We start from the raw sequence: 21,732 nt of genomic DNA on the forward strand, positions 1-21,732 counted from the left end.
TGGGCATGCGCCGAGCACGCTCGGCTTTTGAACGAACCCCGGCGCCGAACGCAACTGTCGTGTGCTGGTGCAGGCTTGCCGTGCCAGGACCTGTCGGGGGGGAAGTTGGACAACGAGCCATCTGAAATCGAGTCCTTCGACGAGTTGGCGTCGACGGTGCTCGAGGGCGAGGCCGCTAGGCGCGACGCCCAAGCGGCCGAGGTGCTGTTCCCCGATGACCTGCTGCCCGGGGTGGGCGGCGAGGAGATGACCCTGAAGGAGGGCCTGCTCAAGGGCGGCTATAGGACATTTTTCGTGCTGTTGGCGCTGAACAGCCTCGACGAGCTGGAGAGCAGCTCGCTGGGCATATTGGCCCCTGACATCGGTGAGAGCTTCGGGGTGAGCGACGGCGCCATGACCGCCATCACCACGGCATCGCTCTTTTTCCTGGTGCTGGGGGCCGGGCCCATGGGGTGGATGGCCGACCGATTCCGACGCGGCCCCATCGTGGGCATCGCCAGCGGGGCCTTCGCCGCGTTCACCGCCCTGTCGGGGGCGGCGGTGAACGCGCTGATGTTCTTTTTCATGCGGTTCTTGTCCGGGGTTTCGAAGTCCAACACCATCACCGTGCATCCCAGCATGCTGGCCGACGCTTACCCGATTCAGACCCGGGGGCGCATGTTCGCCGCCACCGCCGGGGCGGGACTCGTCTTCGGCTCGGTCAGCCCGATCCTCGCCGGGGGCATCGCGGTGTGGATGGGCGGCGACGACGGGTGGCGCTGGGCGTTCTATCTTCTCGGCCTGCCCACCGCCGCGTTTGCGTTCTTAGCCTTCTTTTTGAAGGAGCCGCCCCGGGGCCAGTGGGAGCAGAAACACGTGCTGGGAGCCGGCCTCCAACAAGACGACAAGATGCCCATCTCGGTAGAGGCTGCCTTTGCCCGCATCTGGAATATCGACACCATCCGCAACCTGACCATCGCGTTCGCGGCAATCGGCTTCGCCCTATTCCCGGCGGGTTCGATCGGTTCGTTCTTTCTAGAAGAAAGGTTCGGCCTCAATGCACTGGAGCGCGGCCTGGCGGTGGCCCCCGCGGGAATCGGGCTGTTGGTGGTCTTGCCGATCGTGGGGCGCCGGTTCGACTCCACCTTCCGCAAAGACCCCGACCGTGCGCTGCGAATTCTCGGCACCTTGCTGGTGCCCATCGGGTTGCTGGTGCCAATCCAATACCACATGCCCAACCTCGCCCTTTTCATCTTGCTCGCCGCCATTGGCTCGACTCTGTTGGGCGGGGCCTTCGCCATGGTGCAGCCCGCCATCCAGTCGGTGTTCCCCTACCGACTGCGGGGCATGGGCGCCACCTTCTTGACGTTCTTCATGGTGATGGGGGGCGGCGTGGGAGGAAGCATCATCGCCGGGTTCCTCCAAAATGAGTTCGGCGAGCGGACCGCCATCACCATCATCACCGCAACGGCCATGCCCGTCGGTGCCTATTTCGTGCTGCAAGGGGCCAACCGGCTGCGCCGCGACCTCTCGCTCGTCGTCGGCGAGCTCCAGGAGGAACAGGCTGAAGAGCGGCGCCGGGCCGAATCCGATCCTGAAGACATCCCAGCCATCCAAATGGCCCACGTGGACTTCAGCTACGGGCAGGTGCAGGTGCTGTTCGACCTCGGCTTCGAAGTGCGCAAACAGGAGACGCTGGCCTTGCTGGGCACCAACGGCGCAGGGAAGTCCACCGCTCTCAAGGTGATCACCGGGCTCGTCACCCCCGAACGGGGAGTAGTGCGCCTGCACGGACAGACCATTACCTTCGCCACCCCCGAACAGCGGGCAATCATGGGATTGCACTTGTTACCCGGCGGAGAAGGGGTGTGGATCGACATGTCGATTCGCGACAACCTGCTCATGGGGGCATACGCCTATCGCAAGGATCCCGACGACCGGGACCGCCGCATCGAAAAAGTCTTCGACATGTTCCCCGACCTGGCCACACGCCCCAAGGAATTGGCCGGAAACCTCTCGGGCGGGCAGCAACAGATGCTGGCACTGGCTCGGGTGATGTTGCACGAGCCCGAAGTGCTGATGATCGACGAGCTGTCATTGGGTTTGGCACCGGTGGTGGTGCAGTCGCTGCTGGAGAGCATCGAAGAGCTCAAGGCGCAGGGCCAGACCATGATCATCGTCGAGCAATCGCTGAACGTGGCACTGGCCATCGCCGACCGGGCCGTCTTCTTAGAAAAGGGACAAGTGCGCTTTGAAGGTCCGGCCCAAGAGCTGGCCGAGCGCGACGACCTGGCCCGGGCGGTGTTCTTGGGCACCGAGGGCGGCTGATGGGCCTCGCCACTCACCCAGTCTTGGGGACGTGGATCACCCAGCAGCTGGTGTTCGACGGGGTGGTCAACGGCTTGGTGACCGGTCTGGTGGCCATGGGCATCGTCCTCGTCTACCGCTCCACGCGGGTCATCAACTTCGCAGTGGGCAACATGGGCATCATCTCCGCCTCGACCATGGCGCTGCTGGTGCTCAATTACGGGTGGCCGTTCTGGCTGGCCCTGGGGCTCTCGCTGCTGCTGGGCGTCGCCTTTGCCGCCGCAGTGGAGCTGACCGTGATACGCCGCCTGTTCAAATCGCCCAGAGTGATCGTGCTGGTCGCCACGGTGGGCATCGCGCAGTTGGCCCAACTTGTCATATCGCTGTTCCCCAACATCAGAGCGGTCGGCAACAGTTACCCGGTGGTAGCCGGTTCAAACTGGGAAAACGTGTGGTTCACCGATATTCGGGTGCGCGGCCCGCAGCTTGCCATCCTTGTCGCGGTGCCGGTAATGGCCCTGTTGCTGGGTTGGCTGATGAACCGCACCACGTTTGGCAAATCGGTAACCGCGTCGGCCTCCAACCCCAACCTGTCCCGCCTGTCGGCCATCAACCCCAAAACGGTGTCCACATTCGTGTGGGCCATGGCCGGGCTGTTGGCCTCGGTGTCGATGTTCATGCTCTCCGGGTCCACCGGACAGATCGCCGGCTTGGCCGATCTCGGGCCGCAAACACTGGGCAAGGCGATGGTCGCTGCGGTGCTGGCCGCCATGGTCTCGTTTCCCCGGGCGATTCTGGCCGGAATACTGATCGGCCTCCTCGAAGCCCTGCTCCGGTTCAACTTCCATCTGGAGACCGGACTCTCCGAATTCGTCATCTTCTTGGGCGTGCTGGTGGCCGTCTACTTTCAGAGCCGCAGCCGGGGGGAAACCGGGGTCTTCTCATTCGCCCCCAAGGTGCGACCCATCCCCGAGCGGCTGCGCCAAGTGTGGTGGCTTCGCCATCTGTCCCGAATCGCGCTGGGCGCGCTGTTGGTGCTCGGGATCGTGCTGGTGCAGCTCCCGGGCATCACCGACCTGCCGTCCCGCCAGCTTCTTTATGCCACGGTGTTGTGCTACGCAGTCTGCGGGCTGTCGGTCACCATCATCACCGGTTGGGCCGGCCAGCTCTCGTTGGCCCAGATGGCTTTTGCCGGCATGGGCGCCCTGTTCGCCGCCGCCCTCAAACGGGGATTGTCGATGGACTTCACGGTGGGCACCGGGTTCCTGCCCGGCGACGCCCTGTCCTATGACTTCTTCGACATCCAATTCGAGACCGCCGGGATCCCCTTCATGGCAGCCATACCTCTGGCCGCTCTGTTCTCCGCGCTGGTGGCCGCAGCAATCGGCGTCGGATCGCTGCGGGTACGCGGCCTCCATTTGGCCGTTACCACGTTTGTGTTCGCGCTGGCCGCCCAGCAGTACCTCAACCGGCGGCCCTTCTTCACTGGGGGAAGCTCGTCGTCGGTGTCCTTCCGCCGGGGCGAGCTGTTCGGGCTAGAGCTCAATTCGCAGAAGACCTACTACTACGTCTGCCTGGCCTTCTTGTTGATCTTGGTGATCATCGTCAGCCGGCTGCGCCGCTCGGGAGTGGGCCGCACCATCATCGCGGTGCGCGACAACGCCGACTCCGCGGCGAGCTACACGGTGGGGCCGGCGCGCACGAAGATGTCGTCGTTCGCCCTGGCCGGGGGCATCGCCGGGCTGGGCGGGGCCTTGCTGGCCGGGGTGGTGCAAACCGTCCCGCTAAGCGAGCGGTTCTTCCAAGTGGAGAACTCGTTGGAGATCATCGGGATGGTGGTGATCGGAGGACTCGGCTCGTCGGTTGGCGCGCTGGTGGGGGCGATCTGGCTATACGGGCTGCCCAGTCTGTTCAGCAACTCACAAATAGTGGTCCTTTTCTCGTCCAGCGTCGGGCTCCTGCTAGTGCTCATGTACTTCCCCAGCGGGCTGGTTCAGATCGGCTACAGCGCCCGAAACGCCCTCATCGGCTTGGCCGAACGGCAATTGGGTCCCGACCCAGGCGGCAAGACCGTGCAGACCGCACCTACCAGCCTGACCCGGCCTGAAGACCTCCCGCCCCCCACCGATCCCATGCTGGCCGGGCATGAGATCAGTGTGAGATTTGGCGGCGTGGAAGCGGTCTCGGAAGCCACCGTATTGGTCCACCCCGATGAGGTTGTCGGCCTCATCGGCACCAACGGGGCCGGTAAGTCCACTTTTATGAACGCATTGGGCGGGTATCTCCCCTCTACTGGGAAGGTGGAGTTGCTCGGTACCGACGTCACCCGATTTTCCGCGCCCCGCAGGGCTCGAGCCGGGATGGGCCGCACTTTTCAAACCGGTGCTCTATTCCCCGAGCTGACAGTACGAGAAACGGTCCAGGTGGCCCTGGAGGCCCGCGGCCGCACGCCGCTTCTGAGCACTGCCCTGCATCTGCCCCATACCTTCGCCCTGGAACGACGGAGGCAATCGGAGGCCGATGAACTGATCGACTTCCTAGGGCTGGGCCGGTACGCCGATTCCTATATCAGCGACCTGTCCACCGGCACCCGCCGCATCGTGGAGATCACCGGGCTCTTGGCCTTGGGCGCCCGGGTGCTGTGCCTCGACGAGCCCACCGCCGGGGTGGCCCAGCGCGAGACCGAGGCGTTCGGCCCGCTCATTACCAAGCTCCGCCGGGAATTGGGTGCGGCAATGCTCATCATCGAGCATGACATGCCCCTCATCATGAGCATCAGCGACCGGGTGTACTGCCTCGAAGCCGGCAGAGTCATCGCCGAGGGAACTCCTGCCGAGGTCCGAAACGACCCCTTGGTGATCACCAGCTACCTCGGCACCGACGAGCGAGCCATCGCCATCAGCGACAGCTGACCCGCACCCGAGGCCAAGACATGCGACCTGCCCCCAAGAAAGAAAGAACGATGGCAATAAGCGACATCGACCCTGAGCTGAAGAGCAGGTATCGCAAAATGCCCAGAGTGGTACTGGGGCCGAGAAGCACGCGTCTATTGCGAAGGCTGGTTCAGTTCTCTTCGGTGAAGTCCGTCAAGGCGGGGTTGAAAGTTGAAGAGCTCCCGACTCCGGGGGCCTCGACGACCATGGTCATCTATCGACGCCCCGATTCGAAGGCGCCCGCCCCTGTGGTGTTCTGGATACACGGCGGCGGCTACATCATGGGATCGAACAAGACTGAGGATACGTGGGGAGAAGCCTTTTGCCGGACCATCGACTGCGCCGTCGTCGCTGCGGGATACCGCCTGGCCCCGGAACACCCATTTCCTTCAGCTCTGGATGACTTGAGGGCCGCAATGGGATGGGTGCTCAACCACGGTGCCAACCATGGTCTCGACCCCGAGACGATCCTCGTGGGAGGAGAAAGCGCCGGTGGCGGTCTCGCGGCCGCGCTCGTGCAGCGTCTCCACGATGAAGGCGTACCCATCAAGGGGCAGCTTCTCGCCTGTCCCATGCTCGACGACCGGACCGCGGTCAGAACCGACATCGGACGCAGAGAACCCCGGGGGTGGAATAACGGCTCCAACCACTATGGGTGGTCCGCCTACCTTGGAACTGAACCAGGCGGCGAAACTACCCCGGAATACGCAGTTCCCGCTCGGCGAGATCAACTCGGCGGTCTACCTCCGGCCTGGGTCGGCGTCGGAGACATCGACCTGTTCTACGACGAGGACCTCGACTACGCCCGTCGCCTCCAAGAAGCCGGCGTTCCCGTTACCCTCGAAATCGGAAAAGGCGGACCGCACGGATACCACAGCCTCGTTCCGAAAGCCTCCATTTCCCAACGGTTCATCGCCTCAGCCGTCGATTTCGCAGCAAAGTCACTCGCTCGCTGACCGAACACACTGAGCGCATCTGGAAGAGAATCCGAGAACCGGGAGAACGCCGGCTCAGCAATGTCTGAGGGCTTCCACCGACCGTTGGAGGGCTGAGGTACTGCCCTCGAAAGCCATCCCACCACCGACCACGATTGCTTGGTCGCGTGCCGCAGGGTGCGTGAAGTCCGGGAAGGTTCGATGCCGTGGCTCCCGATCTATTTCTGCCAACCCTCGTGCCCAGGCGGGGCGGTGCCAACGAAGACGCCAACGGCCTATTCAACACCTCGTCATCTACTACGGCCCACCCGACGTGACCGGAGACTTCACCGGCTTCAAATTTGGTCCGAATAGGACCACCAGTGGCTATGATTGGACCAGTGGTTCACCTTGAGCTTGAGCGAATCGAAGCCTTGGAGCTGATGGGGATGATCCTCGCCCACCTCAACAATGCCGAGGCAGCTGGCGATTTGTCACCGCGCATTCCGATGTTGATGTCGATTCGAGACAAGCTGGCCGACGGACTACGGGAGCAACCATGAGCTATCGCGATGTAGATGTGTCCGCAGCTGATGCCTTGATGGACAAGTACCGAGGCGGCCTTGATGACGAAATAGGTGCCGCTCTAGCTGTGGTTGGCCTTAGCGCTGATCGGGCTCACAGGGAGATGGCGATCCGAGACGACATGATTCGGGTGGCGCATCGCGTTGGGGCCTCGCTCCGACAACTCGCCGAGGCTTCGGGACTCGGCCGCAAGACGGTGACCGCCATCGTCGAATCCGATCAGGCACGAAATTAGGGGAAGGCGTTATGTCTGATGAGATTCGAACCCTGTTGGCCCGCTATTCCGACGCGGTGTGCCGTTTCGACGCCGATCAGTGGGCCGCCACTTGGGCCACCGATGCGGTGTGGGAAATGGGGCCGATGACCAAATGCGGTCGGGATGAGATCGCAACGTCCTGGAAGGGGATGCTGGCCCGTCTCGACGGGGTGATCCACGCCTATCTCAACGGCTGGGCCGACCTTGATGAGGAGGCCGGCACCGGCACCGGGCGCTGGTACGTGATCGAGCACTTCAAGCGCCCCGATGAAGACCCCATGACCATGTACGGCTACTACGACGACGAATACTGCCAAGAAGACGGCCAATGGAAGTTCGCCCGCCGGGCCCTCCACCGCATCTACTACGGCCCACCCGACATGTCCGGCGACTTCACCGGCTTCGGCCTCTCATAGGAGGGCGCGCCCGTCGCCTACCAGGCGACGGGCATGGACTTGATGCCGGCCACGAGATTGCTGCGTATCCGGCTCATCGGCCCGGTCAGGTGAATGTCGGGCAAGCGGTGGGCGACTTCCTTGAGAATGCAGTCGAGCTGCATGCGGGCCAAGTTGGCGCCGAGGCAGAAATGCTCTCCAATACCGAACGTGAGATGCGCCGATGAGTCGCGGGTGATGTCGAATTCGTCGGGGTTATCCCATACCGCGTCATCACGGTTGGCTGAGGGATACCACATCACCACTTTTTCGCCCCGCCGCACTGTGACCCCGCCGAGTTCGGTGTCTTCGGTCGCGGTACGGCGGAAGTGGTACACCGGAGGCTCAAACCTCAGCACCTCGTCTATGGCCCCCGGCAAGTAACCGTCGATGTCGCTGAGCAGCAGATCCCACTGCTCCCGGTGGGTGTCCATGAGGCACACCGTGTGGCTGGTGGCGTTGCGGGTGGTCTCGTTGCCAGCGATAGCCAACAAGACAAAGAAGTTGTTGAGCTGGATTTCGGTGGTGGCTTCACCGTCCACCTCACCGTTGGCGTAGCGGCTCATGAGAGTATCGTCGGGCTCGGCCCGTTTCCTGGCGGCAAGCTTGGAGCTGTACAGCCATACCCTTGCCGCGAGCTCCTCCCGAGAGGTGGAGTGATCCTGGTAATCGGGGTCGTCGAGGGCAACCATGCGGTTCGACCAGTCGAAGATCATCTGTTGGTCCTCGGCGGGCACGCCCATCAACTCGCAGATCAGCAGCATCGGCAGATGCATGGCGACGCCGCCGACGAACTCGACCTCGCGGCGATCGATCACTCGGTCTATCACTTCGGTGGCCGCGGCACGGATACGGGGCTCCAGTTGCCGAACCATCTTGGGGGTAAATCCCCGATTCACGAGGCGGCGGTATTCCATGTGGTCCGGGGGGTCCATGGACAACAACATCGACCGCACGCTCTCCAGCGTGGACTCCGCCACGTCATGCATCTGGACTCCGCCCATGGCCGAGGAGAACAACTCGGGATGACGTGACACATAGATCAGATCGGCATGGCGAGTGACCGACCAGAATCCTCGCTGGGGGACCTCGTGGCGCTCGGCGACGAAACGGGATTCGTTCCAGGAGACCGGATCTTCGTTTCGCAACATCGCGAAGTATTGATGGGGAAATCCGTCTGAGAACACATCGGGATCGCTGAGGTCGATGTCGCCCGGCTTCATGATTCACCCTCACGGTGGTTGGGGGGAATGAGCTTGATGGGATCGCGGCCGTTCACGTGGCCGAAGAAGGTGCCGTCGACCACGCTGTAGCCCAATAGGCGCTGCACGGTCTCACTGAACGAGGCCGCTCGCTCTGGGCTGATGACCAGAGTCATGTTCTCCACTTGGCGCAGCCAGGGCTGGAAATAGATGACGTTGATGCCGTCGCGGAGTTCGTCAGACACGTTCGGTCCAGCACCGTGGTAGACCCCGCCGAGCCAGACCAACGCAGAGCCTGGCGGGATATCCAGGCTGACGATCTCATCGGCGCCAGGCTTGCGGGCTTCAGTCCAGGAATGGCTGCCAGGCACGAGGAGGGTGGAGCCATTCTCGGGGCGGTAGTGCGACAGCGTCCACATCACGCTCACGCTTCCAGGCGGCCGCGGCCGAGGGATGCCGGGGAGGTCGTCGTCGCAGTGCATCTCTTGAAGGGTCTCCCCCGGGTGCACCCGGGTGGCCTGGCACGCAGCCAGCAGCCGAGATGGGCGGAGGTGATCGTCGAGAAGGGCGAGCACAGCCTCGTGCTCTACCAGGGAGGCAACCACCGGGCACTTGTCCAACAGCGAGTAAATCCGCTCGGTTCTACTCCCCTCGAAGTCGTTGCGCCCCCAGCCCTCCACACCGAAGTGCGGCTCCAGCGCAGCACGGACCGCGGCAGTCATTTCGGGAGTGAGGATTTCGGGTAGTACCGTGTAGCCGTCTTCAAAGAGCTGTCTACGGCTGGCTGAAATGCTGAGGCGAAATATCATGTTGGCATTTTGGCATTTGACATATCTAAAAATTGTCTAACAGATTGTCCGGATGAGTTCAACAACTGATGCCGCGGGTTGGCGTGCCAATCCAGCAAGCGAGTCCTACGACTCCTTCCGAACCCGCATCGTGGAAGCCGCGGAGCGAGCTATCAATGAGCACGGCATTTCGGGTATGCGCATCTCGCAGGTCGCCGCGATCGCCGGCTGTACCCGCCAGAACATCCACCGTTACTACGCCACCAAGAAAGACCTCGTGGAGGCGGTGCTGACCCACCGCAGCAAACGTTTGAGCGAACAGGTCCATATTCGTTTGAGCGACCGGGAGGACCCGTTTGAGCGCCTGATCGACGGCGTCATGATTGCTGCTGACATTGCCGCTGCCGACCACTACATCCAGTCTTACTATTCGGGGGCGTCGGCCGATCAGATGCTGCGATTCATCACTGATTCGCCCTCGCTGCGCACCGCAATAGGTCCGGTTATCGACCAGGCCGTCGCCAGACTCAGCGACCGCCTGCGTCCAGGGGTGGAAGACGGGGAAGTCACCGACTGGATATTCCAGCTCTTCACAACTGAGCTGCTGTGGAGCCTCACCAGCAACCGCAGCCCCGATCAGCGTCGTCGCGATCTACGACTGCTCGCTGCGTCTCCCTTCAGCGACATCGATCTGGCAATTTCCCCACAATCACCGAAGAACCTTTAGCTTGACGCGGTGATGTGGAGCCTTCTGCGACCTCCGCCTCACCCAGTAGCTGCCGAGGGGCGAGCTAGTGGTGTGTCGCAGTCATGCCACTAGGCTGGCCTGTCGGTGTGGGCGGAAGCGCCCTTGCTGTCGAAGCCGAACTTGAAGGGGCTCAATGTCTGCCAAGCTCGCCAACATTTTGAAAAAGCCAAGAAGTACAGAAGCCGTCGACCCGACTATTCGCGAATACGAGCGCCGATTCAGGCAACTCAAGGACAGCAATTCAGGCAGCGGGGAAGACGACCACGAAGAGTTCAACAACCTCTATTACGACGTGGCCACGGACTTCTACGAGTACGGATGGGGCAGGTCTTTTCACTTTGCCCCCCGCGTCGCCGGGGAGAGCTTGGAGGCTTCCATCAGACGTCACGAGCACTTCTTGGCCCACAAGCTCGAGTTGCGGCCTGGGATGGTTGTGGCCGACCTCGGTTGCGGCATCGGCGGCCCGCTATTGGAGATTGCCCGCTTTTCCGGGGCCAAGATCGTCGGCGTGAACAGCAACGCCTACCAACTGGAACGCGCCCGGAAGCTGGCGGAAGAGGCGAAGCTCACCCATCTGGCCGAGTTCCTGCATTGCGACTTTCTGAACGTCGATGCCCCTGACGAGTCGTTCGACGCGGTGTACGGCATTGAGGCCACCTGTTGTGCCCCCGACAAAGAGAGCATCTATGGCGAGGCTTTCCGCTTGCTGAAGCCCGGCCAGTGCTTCGCCGCTCACGAATGGTGTCTCACTGATCGCTTCGACGCTGAGAATCCCCTCCACCTCAAGATCAAGAACAACCTCCTGTTGGGAACCGGGCTGACTGACCTGGACGACCTACGAACCGTTGACAATGCGCTCAAGTCGGTGGGTTTCGAGATATTGGAAACAAGTGACCTCGCGATTCCAGCCGGCCCGTCAATCCCCTGGTATCAACCCTTGGTAAGCCCGGGATTCTCTCTGACGGGACTGCGCGCGTCGGCCATAGGTCGCTGGATGACCACCCAGTCGCTACGGGTGCTCGAAGCGCTTCGCGTCGTGCCGCAAGGAGCAGTTCGCGTGTCGGAAACCCTGAACATCGGCGCCGAGGGCCTGGCCGAAGCAGGCAAGCTCGGCATCTTCACCCCGGCGTACTTCTTCCTCGCCCGCAAGCCGGATTAGCGAGACGCTCGGTTAACCAGCCAACCGAAAATGGGGTCGGTGGGGCGGGTGGGCATCATCTCGGGGTGCCATTGGACGGCGACCACGTGATCTCCCATCTCCACGCCCTCGATGGTGCCGTCTTCGGCCTGGGCGGTGATGGCGAGGTCGCGGCCTAGATCGGCCACCGTTTGGTGGTGGAGGCTGTTCACCTGGGCTGAGGGGCCGTACAGCTCATGCAGCGTGGAGCCCTCGGCGAAGCTCACCTGGTGGATGGTGGAATCTATGGGCAAGTCGAAGCGGCCGTGTTCGGGCACGTGCTGGTGCAGCGTGCCGCCTTGGTGGACGTTGAGCACTTGGATGCCCCGGCAGATGCCGAGCACCGGGACTTCGGCTTCGAGGGCGGCAGAAAGCAATGAGAGCTCCAGATCGTCGCGCTCGGGCTCGAGGGGCAGCAGATCGGGATCTGGCTCTGCCCCATAGAGGATCGGGTCGATGTCGGTTCCCCCGGGCAGGACGATCCCATCAAGCCGCTCCCCCACCGCGGCTGGGTCGACATCGATGGGGATGTGAACCGGTATCCCGCCGGCTTCGATGACGCCGCGGGCGTAATCGGCCATGTACAGATCGACGTCGCTTTTGGCCATCATCTCGGGAAACCCGCTGATCTCCGATGCCTGCTTGCGCCGGCCCGGCAGTCCAATCAATGGGGGTTTTGTGGTCATCAAATTGTTCGCTTCCAAACGCTCTCGCTTCGAACGTTAGTTTGGTTTGCGGTGGCTACTTCGGTTCGAGACGTGGACGGCGCAATCGCCTGGCGCGAGGCCGGAGAAGGCGATGTGGTGCTATTTCTCCACGGCCTTGGGGGTTCGCGTATTGCGTGGGAGCCCCAAATCGACACCCTGAGCGACCGATGGCGCTGTGTGGCCTGGGACATGCCCGGCTATGGCGAGTCGTCCCCGGTGAGCCCGTTCACGTTCGAGGCCATCGCCGACGCGGCAGTCAAGCTTCTCGACCGGCTCGGTGCGGAATCCGCCCATCTTTGCGGACTGTCGTTTGGAGGACACCATGCGCTGCACACCGCTTTGCGCCATCCCTACCGAGTTCGGTCGCTGGTGTTGGCCGACACCAGCGCAGCCTTCGGTGGTGACGGTACCGATCCTGCCGAATGGCGCCGACTGCGAACCGCGCCGCTGGACGCCGGACTCACACTGGCCGACATCGCTGACGACGTGATCTCCTCCATCGCAGCCCCCGGCTTCCGGGGAGTCGAGCGCCACCGGACGGTCGCGGCCATGGCTCGAATCCCCGAGGGGGGATTCCGGGCCGCGTGCGAACTGCTCCCCTGCCACGACATGCGCCATCGCCTCGGCGAGATCACCGCACCTACATTGGTAATGGTCGGCGAGCTCGACGAAGAGACACCGCCGGCCTATGCCGTCGAGATCGCGGAGGGCATCCCCAACAGCCGGCTGGAGGTGATCCCCGGGGCGGGTCATCTCAGCCCAGCAGAAGCCCCTGACATCTTCAACCAGCTCGTCGGCCAGTTCTTGGGTTCGCTCCCAGGAGTTCGACCATGATGGGCTTTGGCCCACCGGCTGCATCTTCGTCATGAGAGGAACCGCACCATGAGCGACTACGACCGGATTCGCGTGCTGTGGCCTGACCATCTCGGCCTGGCCCGTGGGAAGTACCTGCCCGTCCATCTGGCCGAGCAGGGCACCGGCCACTGCATCACCACGTTCGCCCTCGGCTACGACCGCAGCCTGATCCCGGCCCCCGGTGCCTATCTGCTGGAGGGGCTTCCCGATGTGGTGGCCTCCTTTGACCCCGTCGATGTGCGCACCAGCTGGGAGGACGACGCCACCGGCGTGGTGGTCGGCCATCTGGACTTCCGGGGACAGCCCTATGTGGTCTCGGCCCGCTGCGCCCTCCAGCAGGCCATCGCGGCGTGGGCCGACCTGGGCTATTCGCCCAAAGTGGGCATCGAGTTCGAGGCCTATGTGCTCCAGCCCGACGGCGAGGGCGGCTGGGATCGCTGGGACACTCCCCGGTCGTTCGTCTACGGCACGGGCCGCTCAGCCGACCCGACCGGGCTGATCGACGACATCACCCGCACCGCCTGGCGATGCGGGTTTCCGCTGGAGAGCATCAACGCCGAGTACGACGAGTCGCAGTTCGAGTTGACGCTGCAATACGACGACGCCCTCAAAGCGGCCGACGAGGCGTTCTTGTTCCGGGTGCTGGCCCGAGAGGTGGCCCTGAGCCACGGGCTGGACCTCACCTTTCTGGGCAAGCCGTTCGTGGGGGTGGCCGGCAGCGGGGTACACGTGAACTTTTCTCTGGTCGACGCCGACGGTCAGAACGCCTTCAACGACACCTCCGCCGACGACGGCCTGTCGGCCCTGGCCAAGGGTTGCTTGGCCGGGCTGGTGGCCCACCACCAGGGGCTCGTCGCGCTATGCGCCCCCACGGTGAACGCCTACCGGCGGCTCCAGCCGGCAGAGCTCAACGGCTACTGGGCCAACTGGGGACACGACCACCGCTGCGCGGCCAACCGGATGCCCGAGGCACGGGGGGCGGCCACCCGGATCGAGAACCGGGTGGCCGACGGCTCGGTCAACATCCATCTCGGGGTGGCCACCGTCCTCCAGGCCGCCCGGCTAGGTGTGGTCAATGACCTGGAGTGCCCCGACCCGCTCACTACCGACGGTTTCGAAGAGGTCAACACCGATGTGGGAGCAGCGCCCAGCCTGGCCGCCGCCCTAGTACACCTCATGGCCGATCCTCTGCTGATGGACGCGGTGGGCGACGACCTTTGCCAGAACTTCATCGCCAACAAGCAAGCCGAGTGGGACCGCTACATCGCCGCGGTGGGCCAGGACGTGCCCGGCGGCGAGGTAACTCAGTGGGAGCTCGACGAGTACCTCATGTACCACTGAGCGAGAGGTCTATTCGGCCAGCACCTCGTCCAAATACCAGTCGACAAAGGCGTGGCATTGCTTGATGTTGGCCATCTCGTGCTGGCGGGTCTCCTCCATGAGCTGGTCGAAGTCCACCCCGCACTCGTCCAAGTAGTCCTGGGGGGCCAGCCGTAGGAACGACTCCACGTGGGCCACGTCGACCTCGGGGTGGAACTGGGTTCCCACTGTGTTGCCGATCCTGATGAGCTGCACGGAGCTGTCGTTGCGGGCCAGCACCTCGGCCCCGGGGGGCGGGGTGAATCGGTCGTGGTGCCACTGCATCCACGGCCCCGGCCCGGCCGGGTTGGGGCCGTCCTCCCCGTCGTCAAGCTCGAACCAGCCGATCTCGGTCACCGGGGACACCTCCACTTCGCCGCCCAGCGCCTCAGAGATGAGCTGCCCGCCGAAGCAGATCCCCAGCACGGACTTGCCCTCCTGGTGTGCCTGTCTGATCATGTCGAGCTCTTCGTAGATCCAGGTGTCGATCTCGTCCTTGTCGGTGAGCGTGCGCACCGAGCCCATGGGCAGTAGCAGGTCGTAGTCGTCCATCGACGGGAAGGGCACCGCGATGTTGGGGTGGTCGTAGTCGTGGGTCACCACGTGGATGTGGACCTCGTAGCCCCGCTGGCGCAAACGGGTGGCTATCTGGCCGGGAAGACCGTCCAACTCGTGGGCGATGGCCAGGGCGCGCTTCACGGGCTGAACCATAGATGCACCTGGCCGGTTCCGGCGACCGCCTCGTATTGGCCGAATTGCTCGCCAGGGGCAGTGCAGGCTGACCCGCCCAGGGCGCCGACCATGGTCAAGTAGTGGCCGAAGAACCCCTCGGGGGCGTGGATGGAGAACTCCGGCAGATACTCAAGCACTCCGGCGTGGTCGCCCTTGATCAGGCAATCGATGACGTGCTCATCAGCGACTCTGGCCTCGGGCGTGCGGAGATGGAGGGCAGGATCGGCGCCCTCGTGGTCGCGGAACTGGCGCAGAGGCCAGAACCGATGGCTCAGTCCTCCGCTGGCCAGCACCACCACCCGGCGGTCAATTCCGGCCACCGCCTGGCCCAACAGCTCGCCGAACAGCAGGAAGTCGGCCGGCTCGGCGGTCTGGCAGATGCTGGCCGACACCCAGGCCTCGTCACCCTGAAGGAACGGCAGCAGGTTGATGGTGGGATAGTGCACCGGCAGATGGGGGTCGTCGATGGCTGTGATCCAGGTGTCGTCTCGCCCGGCGGCCTGGGCCGACCACGCCTCGGCCAGCTCCCGGTCGCCGGGCATGTCATAGGGCATCTGGCACATGCCCCGGGGCAGTTCCTCAGAGGTGAACAGTCCGCAGCGGCGGTCGTGGGAGGTCACGATGTGCTCGACGGTGGTGAACCAGTGGGTGTCCACCACCACCACGGTGTCAGCCTCCAGCGGGCGCAGCCGCTGGGCGCCCAAGTCGTGGAGGCCCTGGAACAGCGTGGTGTCTTCGCCGTTGTTTAGCTCCCGGCGAGCCGCCTCGGGCATCACCAGCGGGGGAACATGGGAGATCAGGCCAGCCCCGACAATGGCGCCCATCAGCGCACCCGAACCGGAAGCCGCTTGATCCCGGAGATGAAGTTGGAGCGCAGCCGGTCGGTCGGGCCAGCGGGCTCCAAGCGGCTCACCCGCTTCATCAGCTCTTCGAACACCAGCCTGACCTCCATGCGGGCCAGCCAGGCCCCGAGGCACAGGTGCGGCCCGTTGCGGCCGAACGCCATGTGGTCGTTGTGCTCGCGACCCAAGTCGAATCGGAACGGCCGCTCGAATCCCTCGGGGTCGTGATTGGCGGCCACAAACCAGATCACCAACTTGTCGCCCGCCCGGATCTGCGATCCTCGCATCTCAACGTCTCGGGTGGCGGTGCGGCGGAAGTGCATCGTGACCGATCCTGTGCGCAGGATCTCCTCCACCGCGGTCGTGGTCAAACCGGGATCAGCCTGCCACGCCTGCCAGAGATGGGGATGGTTCAGCAGGATCCACATGCCGTGGGTCATGGTGTAGCGGGTGGTGTCGTTGCCGGCGGCCACCAACAGGGTGAAGAAGTTGTTGAACTCCAGGTCGGTGAGCGGGTCGCCGTCGATGGTGGGGGCCAGCAGTTTGGTGATGATGTCGTCTCGGGGACAGACCCGCCGGTCGGCGGCCTGGTCTTGGGCGTACTGGAAGATCTCTATGGCCGCAGGACTGCGGAACGGAACCATCCGGAACTGCTCGGTGTCGGTGAGGTCCACCGGAAAATCGGTGAAGTCGGGGTCGGTGTTGCCCAGAAGTGCGTCGCCCCAGGCCACCAGCTTGCGGCCGTCGGTGTCGTCGGTGCCCAACAAGCGGCCGAGCATCCTCATGGGGAGTTCCTCGGCGATGTCGTGGACGAAGTCGAACTCGTCGTTGGCCAGCGCTTTGTCGAGCACCTCCCCCACCAGCTCTCGGATGGAGTCCTCGAAAGTCTCCACCGTCCGGCGGGTAAAGCCCTTGTTCACCAGGCGGCGCAGCCGGGTGTGCTCAGGGGGGTCCATCTCCATCATGGTCCGCCGGGCCTCGGTCTGCTCGGCGTCCATTTCCTCGAGACGGATGCCCAGCGACGAGGTGAACGATTCGACGTCGCGGCTCACCGCCAGGCAGTCGTCGTAGCGCAGGATCGACCAGAACCCGGCCCCGTCGGCCTCCTCGGTCCAGTGCACCGGGTCTTTCGCCCGCAACCGGGTGAACGTGGCGTGGGGGACGCCGGCCACGTAGGTGTCGTGATCGGTGATGTCGGCGTCGTCGGGACCGAGGTCGGCCAGGTAGTCGTCGACATAGGCCGGGATGGCCATCACTCGGATTCCATTGGGTTGGGGGCGGCCCACAGCGTGGTGCCCCCGGCCATGGAGTTGCCCACCTGGCGGTAGTAGCCGCCGATGACTTCGAAGGGCGCCAAGCGGGTGAGCTCCTCGGTGGGGTTGTCGGGCAGAACCAGTTCGGCATCGCCGCTGAACACCGGGCCGAGGTCGGCGTCGTAACCCCGCATGGTGACCAGTTCGTCCAGCGAGTCGCGCCCGTCCATCTCGATGGCCGGCATCTGGCGGCTGTGCAGCATGGGGTGGCTGTTGACGAATCCGGGCGACTCGGCGGTGCCCCGGATGGTGAACCGGGCCTCGGCGATCCGCCGCCCCCATGTGCTGAGGGTGGCGCCGAACTGCCCGCCGGGCTCGAGCCGGGGTCCGGCCTTGCCGTGGGCCACCGGGCGGGTCATCCAGATCTCGCTCATCTTCTTGGGGTAGCCCTGGATGTGGCCCCGGGCCATGGCGAAGTCCTTGTCCACCCAGATGTAGGCCGCCCGGCTGAAGATCTGGCCCTGATAGGTGCAGCGAACCACCAAGAACACCTCTTTGTACTGGGACCGGGCCGGGTCGAGAATCTCTTCGAAGGTGTCGCTGCAACTCTGCCAGTCGGCCCAAATGAGGGCCACGGCGCCGGGGTCGTCGTCGGCTAGCTCCAGCGGCTCGGGGAGGAGCTCGGCCACGTTGGCCGGATCGGTGCGGAACTCCACGGTGAGCATCTCCCCCGAGTAGTGCCACGGCGGACCCGGCAAGATGCTGCCAGCGCCAGTCGGCGTACGGGGATACATGAACCCTTGGAGGTCGGCCACGCCGGCAGTATATTCGTTTGGTACCAAACGACTCAACTGGGCTAACGCAAAAGAGCGCCGTGGAAATAGAGTCGAGGCTGTGTATACGGGATTTGCACCCGTCCAGGACCAGGAGACGCAGTGACGCTTACCGACCTCGCGGCACACGATGGGGTGCTCACTCCCGAGCGAGCGGCCCTCGTGGAGCGGGTTCGAGCGCTCGGCCCCGCGCTGGGCGCCCGCTCGGCCAAGTACGACCGGGACGCGGCCTTCCCGTATGAGAACTGGCGCGATCTGGCCGACGCTGGGCTGTTGGCAATCTGCGTTCCCAAATCAGCGGGCGGCCTCGGCGCCGACTTCGTGGGCTATGCCCTGGCATCCGAGGAACTCGGGCGCCACTGCGCGGCTACCGGGCTGACCTTCAACATGCACGCGGCCACCACTCTGATGGTGGGCCAGGTGGCCGACGACATGGAGCTCGACCCCGAGGAGCGGTCCACGCTGCACGCACGGCGGGCGGTGCTGTGGCAGGGCATTGTCGAGCAAGGTCACATCCACAGCCAGCCTTTTTCCGAGGGAATCGCCGCCGGGGCCACCGAAGGGTACGCCACCATCGCCGTGCCGGTAGACGGCGGCTACCGGGTGAGCGGGCGAAAGATCTTCGCCTCGCTCAGCGGGGCGGCGTATATCCACAACGTCGTGTGCGTGGTGGAAGGTGACCCCCGAGTCCGCCTGATGGGCGTGGCCGCCGACTCCGAGGGTCTGCACATTGAGGGCGACTGGGATTCGCTGGGGATGCGGGCCACCGACTCCCGCAACTTGCTGCTGGAAGATGTGTTCGTCCCCGCCGAGCGCGAGTGGATCCCGCCGGGAATGTTCGACCAAGCAGCAGCACGGTGGCCGTACTTCTTCATGACCCTGTCGTTCGCCTACCTGGGGTTGATGGGGGCCATCATGGACGCCACCTCCGAGTATCTCATCGGCGACGGCGGGCCGACGGCCCGGCGCTCCAATCACATCAAGCAGCAGGGCTGGGCCGAGATGAACCTCATTTACGACCGGGCCCAGGCCCTGTGCTACCGGGTGCTGGGCGAGTGCGGGGTCGATCCCGAGCCAGCCGCGGTGCGGCGGGCGTGGAGCTCGATGGTCACGACCATGGACGGCGCTCCCCAACTGGCGTCTTTGGCGCTGCGGGTGTGCGGCGGGCGAGCACTGCTGCGGCCGTCTCGCCTGGAGCAGTTCTACCGCGACGCCCGGTGCGGCGCGGCCATGCACCCCTGGAGCATGGATGTGTGTCTCGACCGCCTCGGCCGAGCTGGCCTCTTTGACGACGCCACCGAGACTCCGGTGTGATCAAGGGGCGCCCACCGATGATCGAGAGCACCTGGGTGAGGCGATACGCCGAGCAGTTTGAAGCGTGCAACCTGGAGCCGACCGAGACCGCGGTTGTGCTGTCGGAAACCCGGAGCCGACCTGAGATAGTGCAGACCGCCCGCCTGGCCCTGTCGCAATGCGGGGTTGCCCCCGTGGACGTGGTGGTCACCACACCCCCCAATCCGGGGCCGCTGCCGATCCGCTCCACCGGGGCGTCGGTGGCACTGGCCGCCAGCCCGGCGGCACTGGGGGCCCTTACCAATGCCGAGTTCATCGTGGACTGCACGGTGGAGGGGTTGCTCCACGCTCCCGAGCTTGGCCAGATCCTGGCCAGCGGGGCCCGGGTGTTGATGATCTCCAACGAGCACCCCGAGAACACCGAGCGGTGGCCCCACGATCCGGCCCTAGCTGATCGGGTGGCGACCGGTGTGGCCCGGCTGGAGCAAGCCGAGATGATGGAGGTGGTCTCCGACGCGGGCACCAACCTGACCGTGGATCTCACCGGCGCAGTACGGACCGGGTCGCACGGCTGGTGCCCCGATCCGGGGACCATCGCCCACTGGCCCGGCGGCCTGGTGCTGGCGTTCCCCGCCGCGGGAACTGTGAACGGCACGGTGGTGCTGGCCCCCGGCGACGTCAACCTCACCTTCAAGGAGTACATCCGCGACCCAGTGACCCTGACCGTGGTAGACGACTACATCACCGCCATCGAGGGGAGCGGGGTGGACGCCGAGCTGTTCCGCTCGTATTTAGCTGCTTTCGAGGAGTCCGACGCCTACGCCGTGAGCCACGTCGGCTGGGGCATGAACACCTCGGCCCGTTGGGAGGCCATGGCGCTGTGGGACAAGGCCGACCACAACGGCACCGAACTCCGGGCTTTCGCCGGCAATTTCTTGTACTCGACCGGGGCCAACGAGGTGGCCGGGAGATTTTGCCGAGGCCACTTCGACTTGCCCATGCGGGCCTGCACCGTGACCTTGGACGGTGCTCCGGTAGTGGTGGCGGGCAAGTTGATTGCCGAGCTGCTTCCTGAATGACGGCATCTGCTCCGATTGACCATTGACAGTTCTAAGCAGAAAATGTATTTTGAATTTTGTATACAAAGGTCGTTTGCTCCCAAACGATTTGTCCCGTAAGGTTCGCGCAACCTGACCGAGGAGGGGGAGTTCATGAAACTCAAGTTCAAGTTCTTGATCGCTTTGCTGGCGGTTTTTGCCCTAGTGGTGTCCGCCTGCGGCAACGACGACGATGACGGCGACGATGCCGCACCGGCACCCGCCCCAACCGAAGCTCCAACGGAGGCCCCGGCGCCTGCCGCAACCGAGGCGCCCACTGAGGCGCCCGCACCAGAGCCGGAACCTGAACCGATGGCCACCAGCATCGACATCGACGGCATCCTGGCCGCCGATCTGAACAACTGCGCCGCGCCGCCCACTGGCGATCCCATCCGAGTGGGCATGGCCATGGACTTCAGCGACGTGGTTGGGTTCGTGGACATCCCCGGCTCGAAGCTGGTGCCGTTCATCGCCGAGAAGGTCAACTGCACCGGCGGCATCAACGGCTCGCCGGTTGAGGTCCGAGTTGCCGAGGTCGGCGACGACGCGGTGCTGGCCACCCAGGAGCTCCTGGATTGGGGGGCTCACTTCCTTATTGGCCCGCCGTTTGCCGATTTCGCCCTGCCGATCCTCCAGACCACCGAGGGCCAGGTCCCACTGTTCGTAGCGGCCTCGACCGAGCCGACGCTGGCCGACGCCTCAGTCAACTCGTTCCTGGTGACCTTCGACGACCACGGCATGTCTGGGGCCGCGGCCCAGTGGGCCTACGACCAGGGCATCACCCGGGCCATTGTGTTCACCGAAGGTGAGGGAATCCCCTACACCGGCGTGAACCCCGACGCCTTCATCGCCAAATTCGAGGAGCTCGGCGGCGAGGTGGTCAGTGTCCAGACCTACGTGTGGGCTGTTGACACCGACTTCTCGGCCCAGGTCAACGAGATCGTTGGTGTGTCCCAGAACAACGAGGTGGTGTTCTCCGCCGCCCTCGGTTTCCAGGTCACCGCGCTGCGGGGCCAGCTTGAGGGCCAGGGTCTCGACGGCTTGACCTACATCGGCACCGACGCCTTGGACGCCACCGGCATCCAGTTCGAGGCCAACAACGAGGGCATCGCCCACACCCCGCATACCAGCATCTCCCCTGGTGATCGCATCGACACCATGTTGGCCGACTATGAAGCGGCCAAGGGCGAAGCGCTGGAAAGCCGGGGCTTCATGGCGCTGTACGTGGACTCCATGTTCCTGGGCATCCAGGGCATGTTGAACTGCGGTTGCGACAACCCAGCCGACATCGGCGCCGCGGTGGCCCAGATCCAGGGCTTCCAAGGCTTGACGGGGGAGATCACCTTCGCCGGCACCAACGGCATCCCGCCCAAGGCCGTGCCGATCAACCGGATCGTCGACGGCGTGGACACCCTGGTCGCCACCATCGGGTAAACGC

The 21,732-nt window shown here is 64.4% G+C and carries 20 protein-coding genes; 13 read left to right on the forward strand and 7 right to left on the reverse strand.

Annotation, left to right across the window (positions count from 1 at the left end; genetic code table 11):
* The first annotated feature begins 105 nt into the window (after positions 1-105).
* The 6 genes from ACOGJC_RS07930 (at position 106) to ACOGJC_RS07955 (ending at position 7,390) form a co-directional block, all read left to right on the forward strand.
* Complete coding sequence (locus tag ACOGJC_RS07930) at positions 106-2,307, forward strand: MFS transporter (protein ID WP_419847959.1); 2,202 nt, start codon at positions 106-108, stop codon at positions 2,305-2,307.
* A complete protein-coding gene (locus ACOGJC_RS07935) occupies positions 2,307-5,198 on the forward strand; it encodes an ABC transporter permease subunit (protein WP_419847960.1) in 2,892 nt (963 codons plus the stop codon). The genes ACOGJC_RS07930 and ACOGJC_RS07935 overlap by 1 nt, the downstream gene beginning before the upstream one ends.
* 164 nt (positions 5,199-5,362) lie before the next feature.
* The gene (locus ACOGJC_RS07940) at positions 5,363-6,175 is read left to right on the forward strand and encodes an alpha/beta hydrolase (RefSeq protein WP_419847961.1); all 813 of its coding nucleotides are present in this window, start codon (positions 5,363-5,365) and stop codon (positions 6,173-6,175) included.
* Positions 6,176-6,516: 341 nt separating this feature from the next.
* A complete protein-coding gene (locus ACOGJC_RS07945; RefSeq protein ID WP_419847962.1) occupies positions 6,517-6,696 on the forward strand; it encodes a hypothetical protein in 180 nt (59 codons plus the stop codon).
* Positions 6,693-6,953: a hypothetical protein gene (locus tag ACOGJC_RS07950; RefSeq protein ID WP_419847963.1), complete on the forward strand. Its 261-nt coding sequence runs from the start codon at positions 6,693-6,695 to the stop codon at positions 6,951-6,953. The genes ACOGJC_RS07945 and ACOGJC_RS07950 overlap by 4 nt, the downstream gene beginning before the upstream one ends.
* A gap of 11 nt (positions 6,954-6,964) precedes the next feature.
* Positions 6,965-7,390 (forward strand): nuclear transport factor 2 family protein, encoded by a 426-nt coding sequence (locus ACOGJC_RS07955; protein WP_419847964.1) that lies wholly within the window; start codon positions 6,965-6,967, stop codon positions 7,388-7,390.
* A gap of 17 nt (positions 7,391-7,407) precedes the next feature.
* Here ACOGJC_RS07955 and ACOGJC_RS07960 read toward each other — a convergent pair whose 3' ends face one another.
* Both ACOGJC_RS07960 and ACOGJC_RS07965 read right to left on the reverse strand, forming a co-directional pair.
* Complete coding sequence (locus ACOGJC_RS07960) at positions 7,408-8,631, reverse strand: cytochrome P450 (RefSeq protein ID WP_419847965.1); 1,224 nt, start codon at positions 8,629-8,631, stop codon at positions 7,408-7,410.
* A complete protein-coding gene (locus ACOGJC_RS07965; RefSeq protein WP_419847966.1) occupies positions 8,628-9,419 on the reverse strand; it encodes a phytanoyl-CoA dioxygenase family protein in 792 nt (263 codons plus the stop codon). Before ACOGJC_RS07965 ends, ACOGJC_RS07960 begins: the two co-directional genes overlap by 4 nt.
* Positions 9,420-9,549: 130 nt before the next feature.
* Between ACOGJC_RS07965 and ACOGJC_RS07970 the strand changes: the two genes are divergently transcribed.
* Both ACOGJC_RS07970 and ACOGJC_RS07975 read left to right on the forward strand, forming a co-directional pair.
* On the forward strand, positions 9,550-10,125 hold the full coding sequence (locus ACOGJC_RS07970; protein ID WP_419847967.1) for a TetR/AcrR family transcriptional regulator: 576 nt from the start codon (positions 9,550-9,552) through the stop codon (positions 10,123-10,125).
* Between the two features lie 154 nt (positions 10,126-10,279).
* Positions 10,280-11,305 (forward strand): sterol methyltransferase, encoded by a 1,026-nt coding sequence (locus ACOGJC_RS07975; protein ID WP_419847968.1) that lies wholly within the window; start codon positions 10,280-10,282, stop codon positions 11,303-11,305.
* On the opposite strand, the gene ACOGJC_RS07980 is transcribed toward ACOGJC_RS07975, so the two are convergent.
* Entirely contained in the window at positions 11,302-12,009 is a 708-nt protein-coding gene (locus ACOGJC_RS07980; protein ID WP_419847969.1) for a gamma-glutamyl-gamma-aminobutyrate hydrolase family protein, read from the reverse strand. The genes ACOGJC_RS07975 and ACOGJC_RS07980 overlap by 4 nt on opposite strands.
* A 51-nt stretch (positions 12,010-12,060) precedes the next feature.
* Between ACOGJC_RS07980 and ACOGJC_RS07985 the strand changes: the two genes are divergently transcribed.
* Both ACOGJC_RS07985 and ACOGJC_RS07990 read left to right on the forward strand, forming a co-directional pair.
* Positions 12,061-12,864, forward strand: a complete 804-nt coding sequence (locus ACOGJC_RS07985) for an alpha/beta fold hydrolase (protein WP_419847970.1) — start codon at positions 12,061-12,063, stop codon at positions 12,862-12,864.
* A 48-nt stretch (positions 12,865-12,912) separates the two neighbouring features.
* Positions 12,913-14,226 (forward strand): glutamine synthetase family protein, encoded by a 1,314-nt coding sequence (locus tag ACOGJC_RS07990; protein ID WP_419847971.1) that lies wholly within the window; start codon positions 12,913-12,915, stop codon positions 14,224-14,226.
* A gap of 9 nt (positions 14,227-14,235) precedes the next feature.
* Here the strand turns inward: ACOGJC_RS07990 and ACOGJC_RS07995 are convergent, their stop codons facing one another.
* From ACOGJC_RS07995 to ACOGJC_RS08010, 4 genes are read right to left on the reverse strand one after another with little or no spacing between them, the layout of a single operon-like run.
* The gene (locus ACOGJC_RS07995; RefSeq protein ID WP_419847972.1) at positions 14,236-14,943 is read right to left on the reverse strand and encodes a type 1 glutamine amidotransferase; all 708 of its coding nucleotides are present in this window, start codon (positions 14,941-14,943) and stop codon (positions 14,236-14,238) included.
* The gene (locus tag ACOGJC_RS08000; protein WP_419847973.1) at positions 14,940-15,800 is read right to left on the reverse strand and encodes a catechol 1,2-dioxygenase; all 861 of its coding nucleotides are present in this window, start codon (positions 15,798-15,800) and stop codon (positions 14,940-14,942) included. Before ACOGJC_RS08000 ends, ACOGJC_RS07995 begins: the two co-directional genes overlap by 4 nt.
* Positions 15,800-17,071, reverse strand: coding sequence for a cytochrome P450 (locus ACOGJC_RS08005; protein ID WP_419847974.1), 1,272 nt, complete (start codon positions 17,069-17,071; stop codon positions 15,800-15,802). Before ACOGJC_RS08005 ends, ACOGJC_RS08000 begins: the two co-directional genes overlap by 1 nt.
* Positions 17,071-17,886: an acetoacetate decarboxylase family protein gene (locus tag ACOGJC_RS08010; RefSeq protein ID WP_419847975.1), complete on the reverse strand. Its 816-nt coding sequence runs from the start codon at positions 17,884-17,886 to the stop codon at positions 17,071-17,073. Before ACOGJC_RS08010 ends, ACOGJC_RS08005 begins: the two co-directional genes overlap by 1 nt.
* A gap of 120 nt (positions 17,887-18,006) precedes the next feature.
* On the opposite strand from ACOGJC_RS08010, the gene ACOGJC_RS08015 reads away from it, so the two are divergent.
* The 3 genes from ACOGJC_RS08015 to ACOGJC_RS08025 all read left to right on the forward strand — a co-directional run bounded on the left by ACOGJC_RS08015 (position 18,007) and on the right by ACOGJC_RS08025 (position 21,728).
* The gene (locus ACOGJC_RS08015; RefSeq protein WP_419847976.1) at positions 18,007-19,218 is read left to right on the forward strand and encodes an acyl-CoA dehydrogenase family protein; all 1,212 of its coding nucleotides are present in this window, start codon (positions 18,007-18,009) and stop codon (positions 19,216-19,218) included.
* A gap of 17 nt (positions 19,219-19,235) precedes the next feature.
* Complete coding sequence (locus ACOGJC_RS08020) at positions 19,236-20,276, forward strand: peptidase M29 (RefSeq protein ID WP_419847977.1); 1,041 nt, start codon at positions 19,236-19,238, stop codon at positions 20,274-20,276.
* Positions 20,277-20,408: 132 nt separating this feature from the next.
* The gene (locus ACOGJC_RS08025; RefSeq protein ID WP_419847978.1) at positions 20,409-21,728 is read left to right on the forward strand and encodes an ABC transporter substrate-binding protein; all 1,320 of its coding nucleotides are present in this window, start codon (positions 20,409-20,411) and stop codon (positions 21,726-21,728) included.
* The last annotated feature ends 4 nt before the right edge of the window (positions 21,729-21,732 follow it).

The sequence above is a fragment of the Candidatus Poriferisocius sp. genome, assembly GCF_965204015.1.
In the GTDB taxonomy this organism is placed as follows: domain Bacteria; phylum Actinomycetota; class Acidimicrobiia; order Acidimicrobiales; family Bin134; genus Poriferisocius.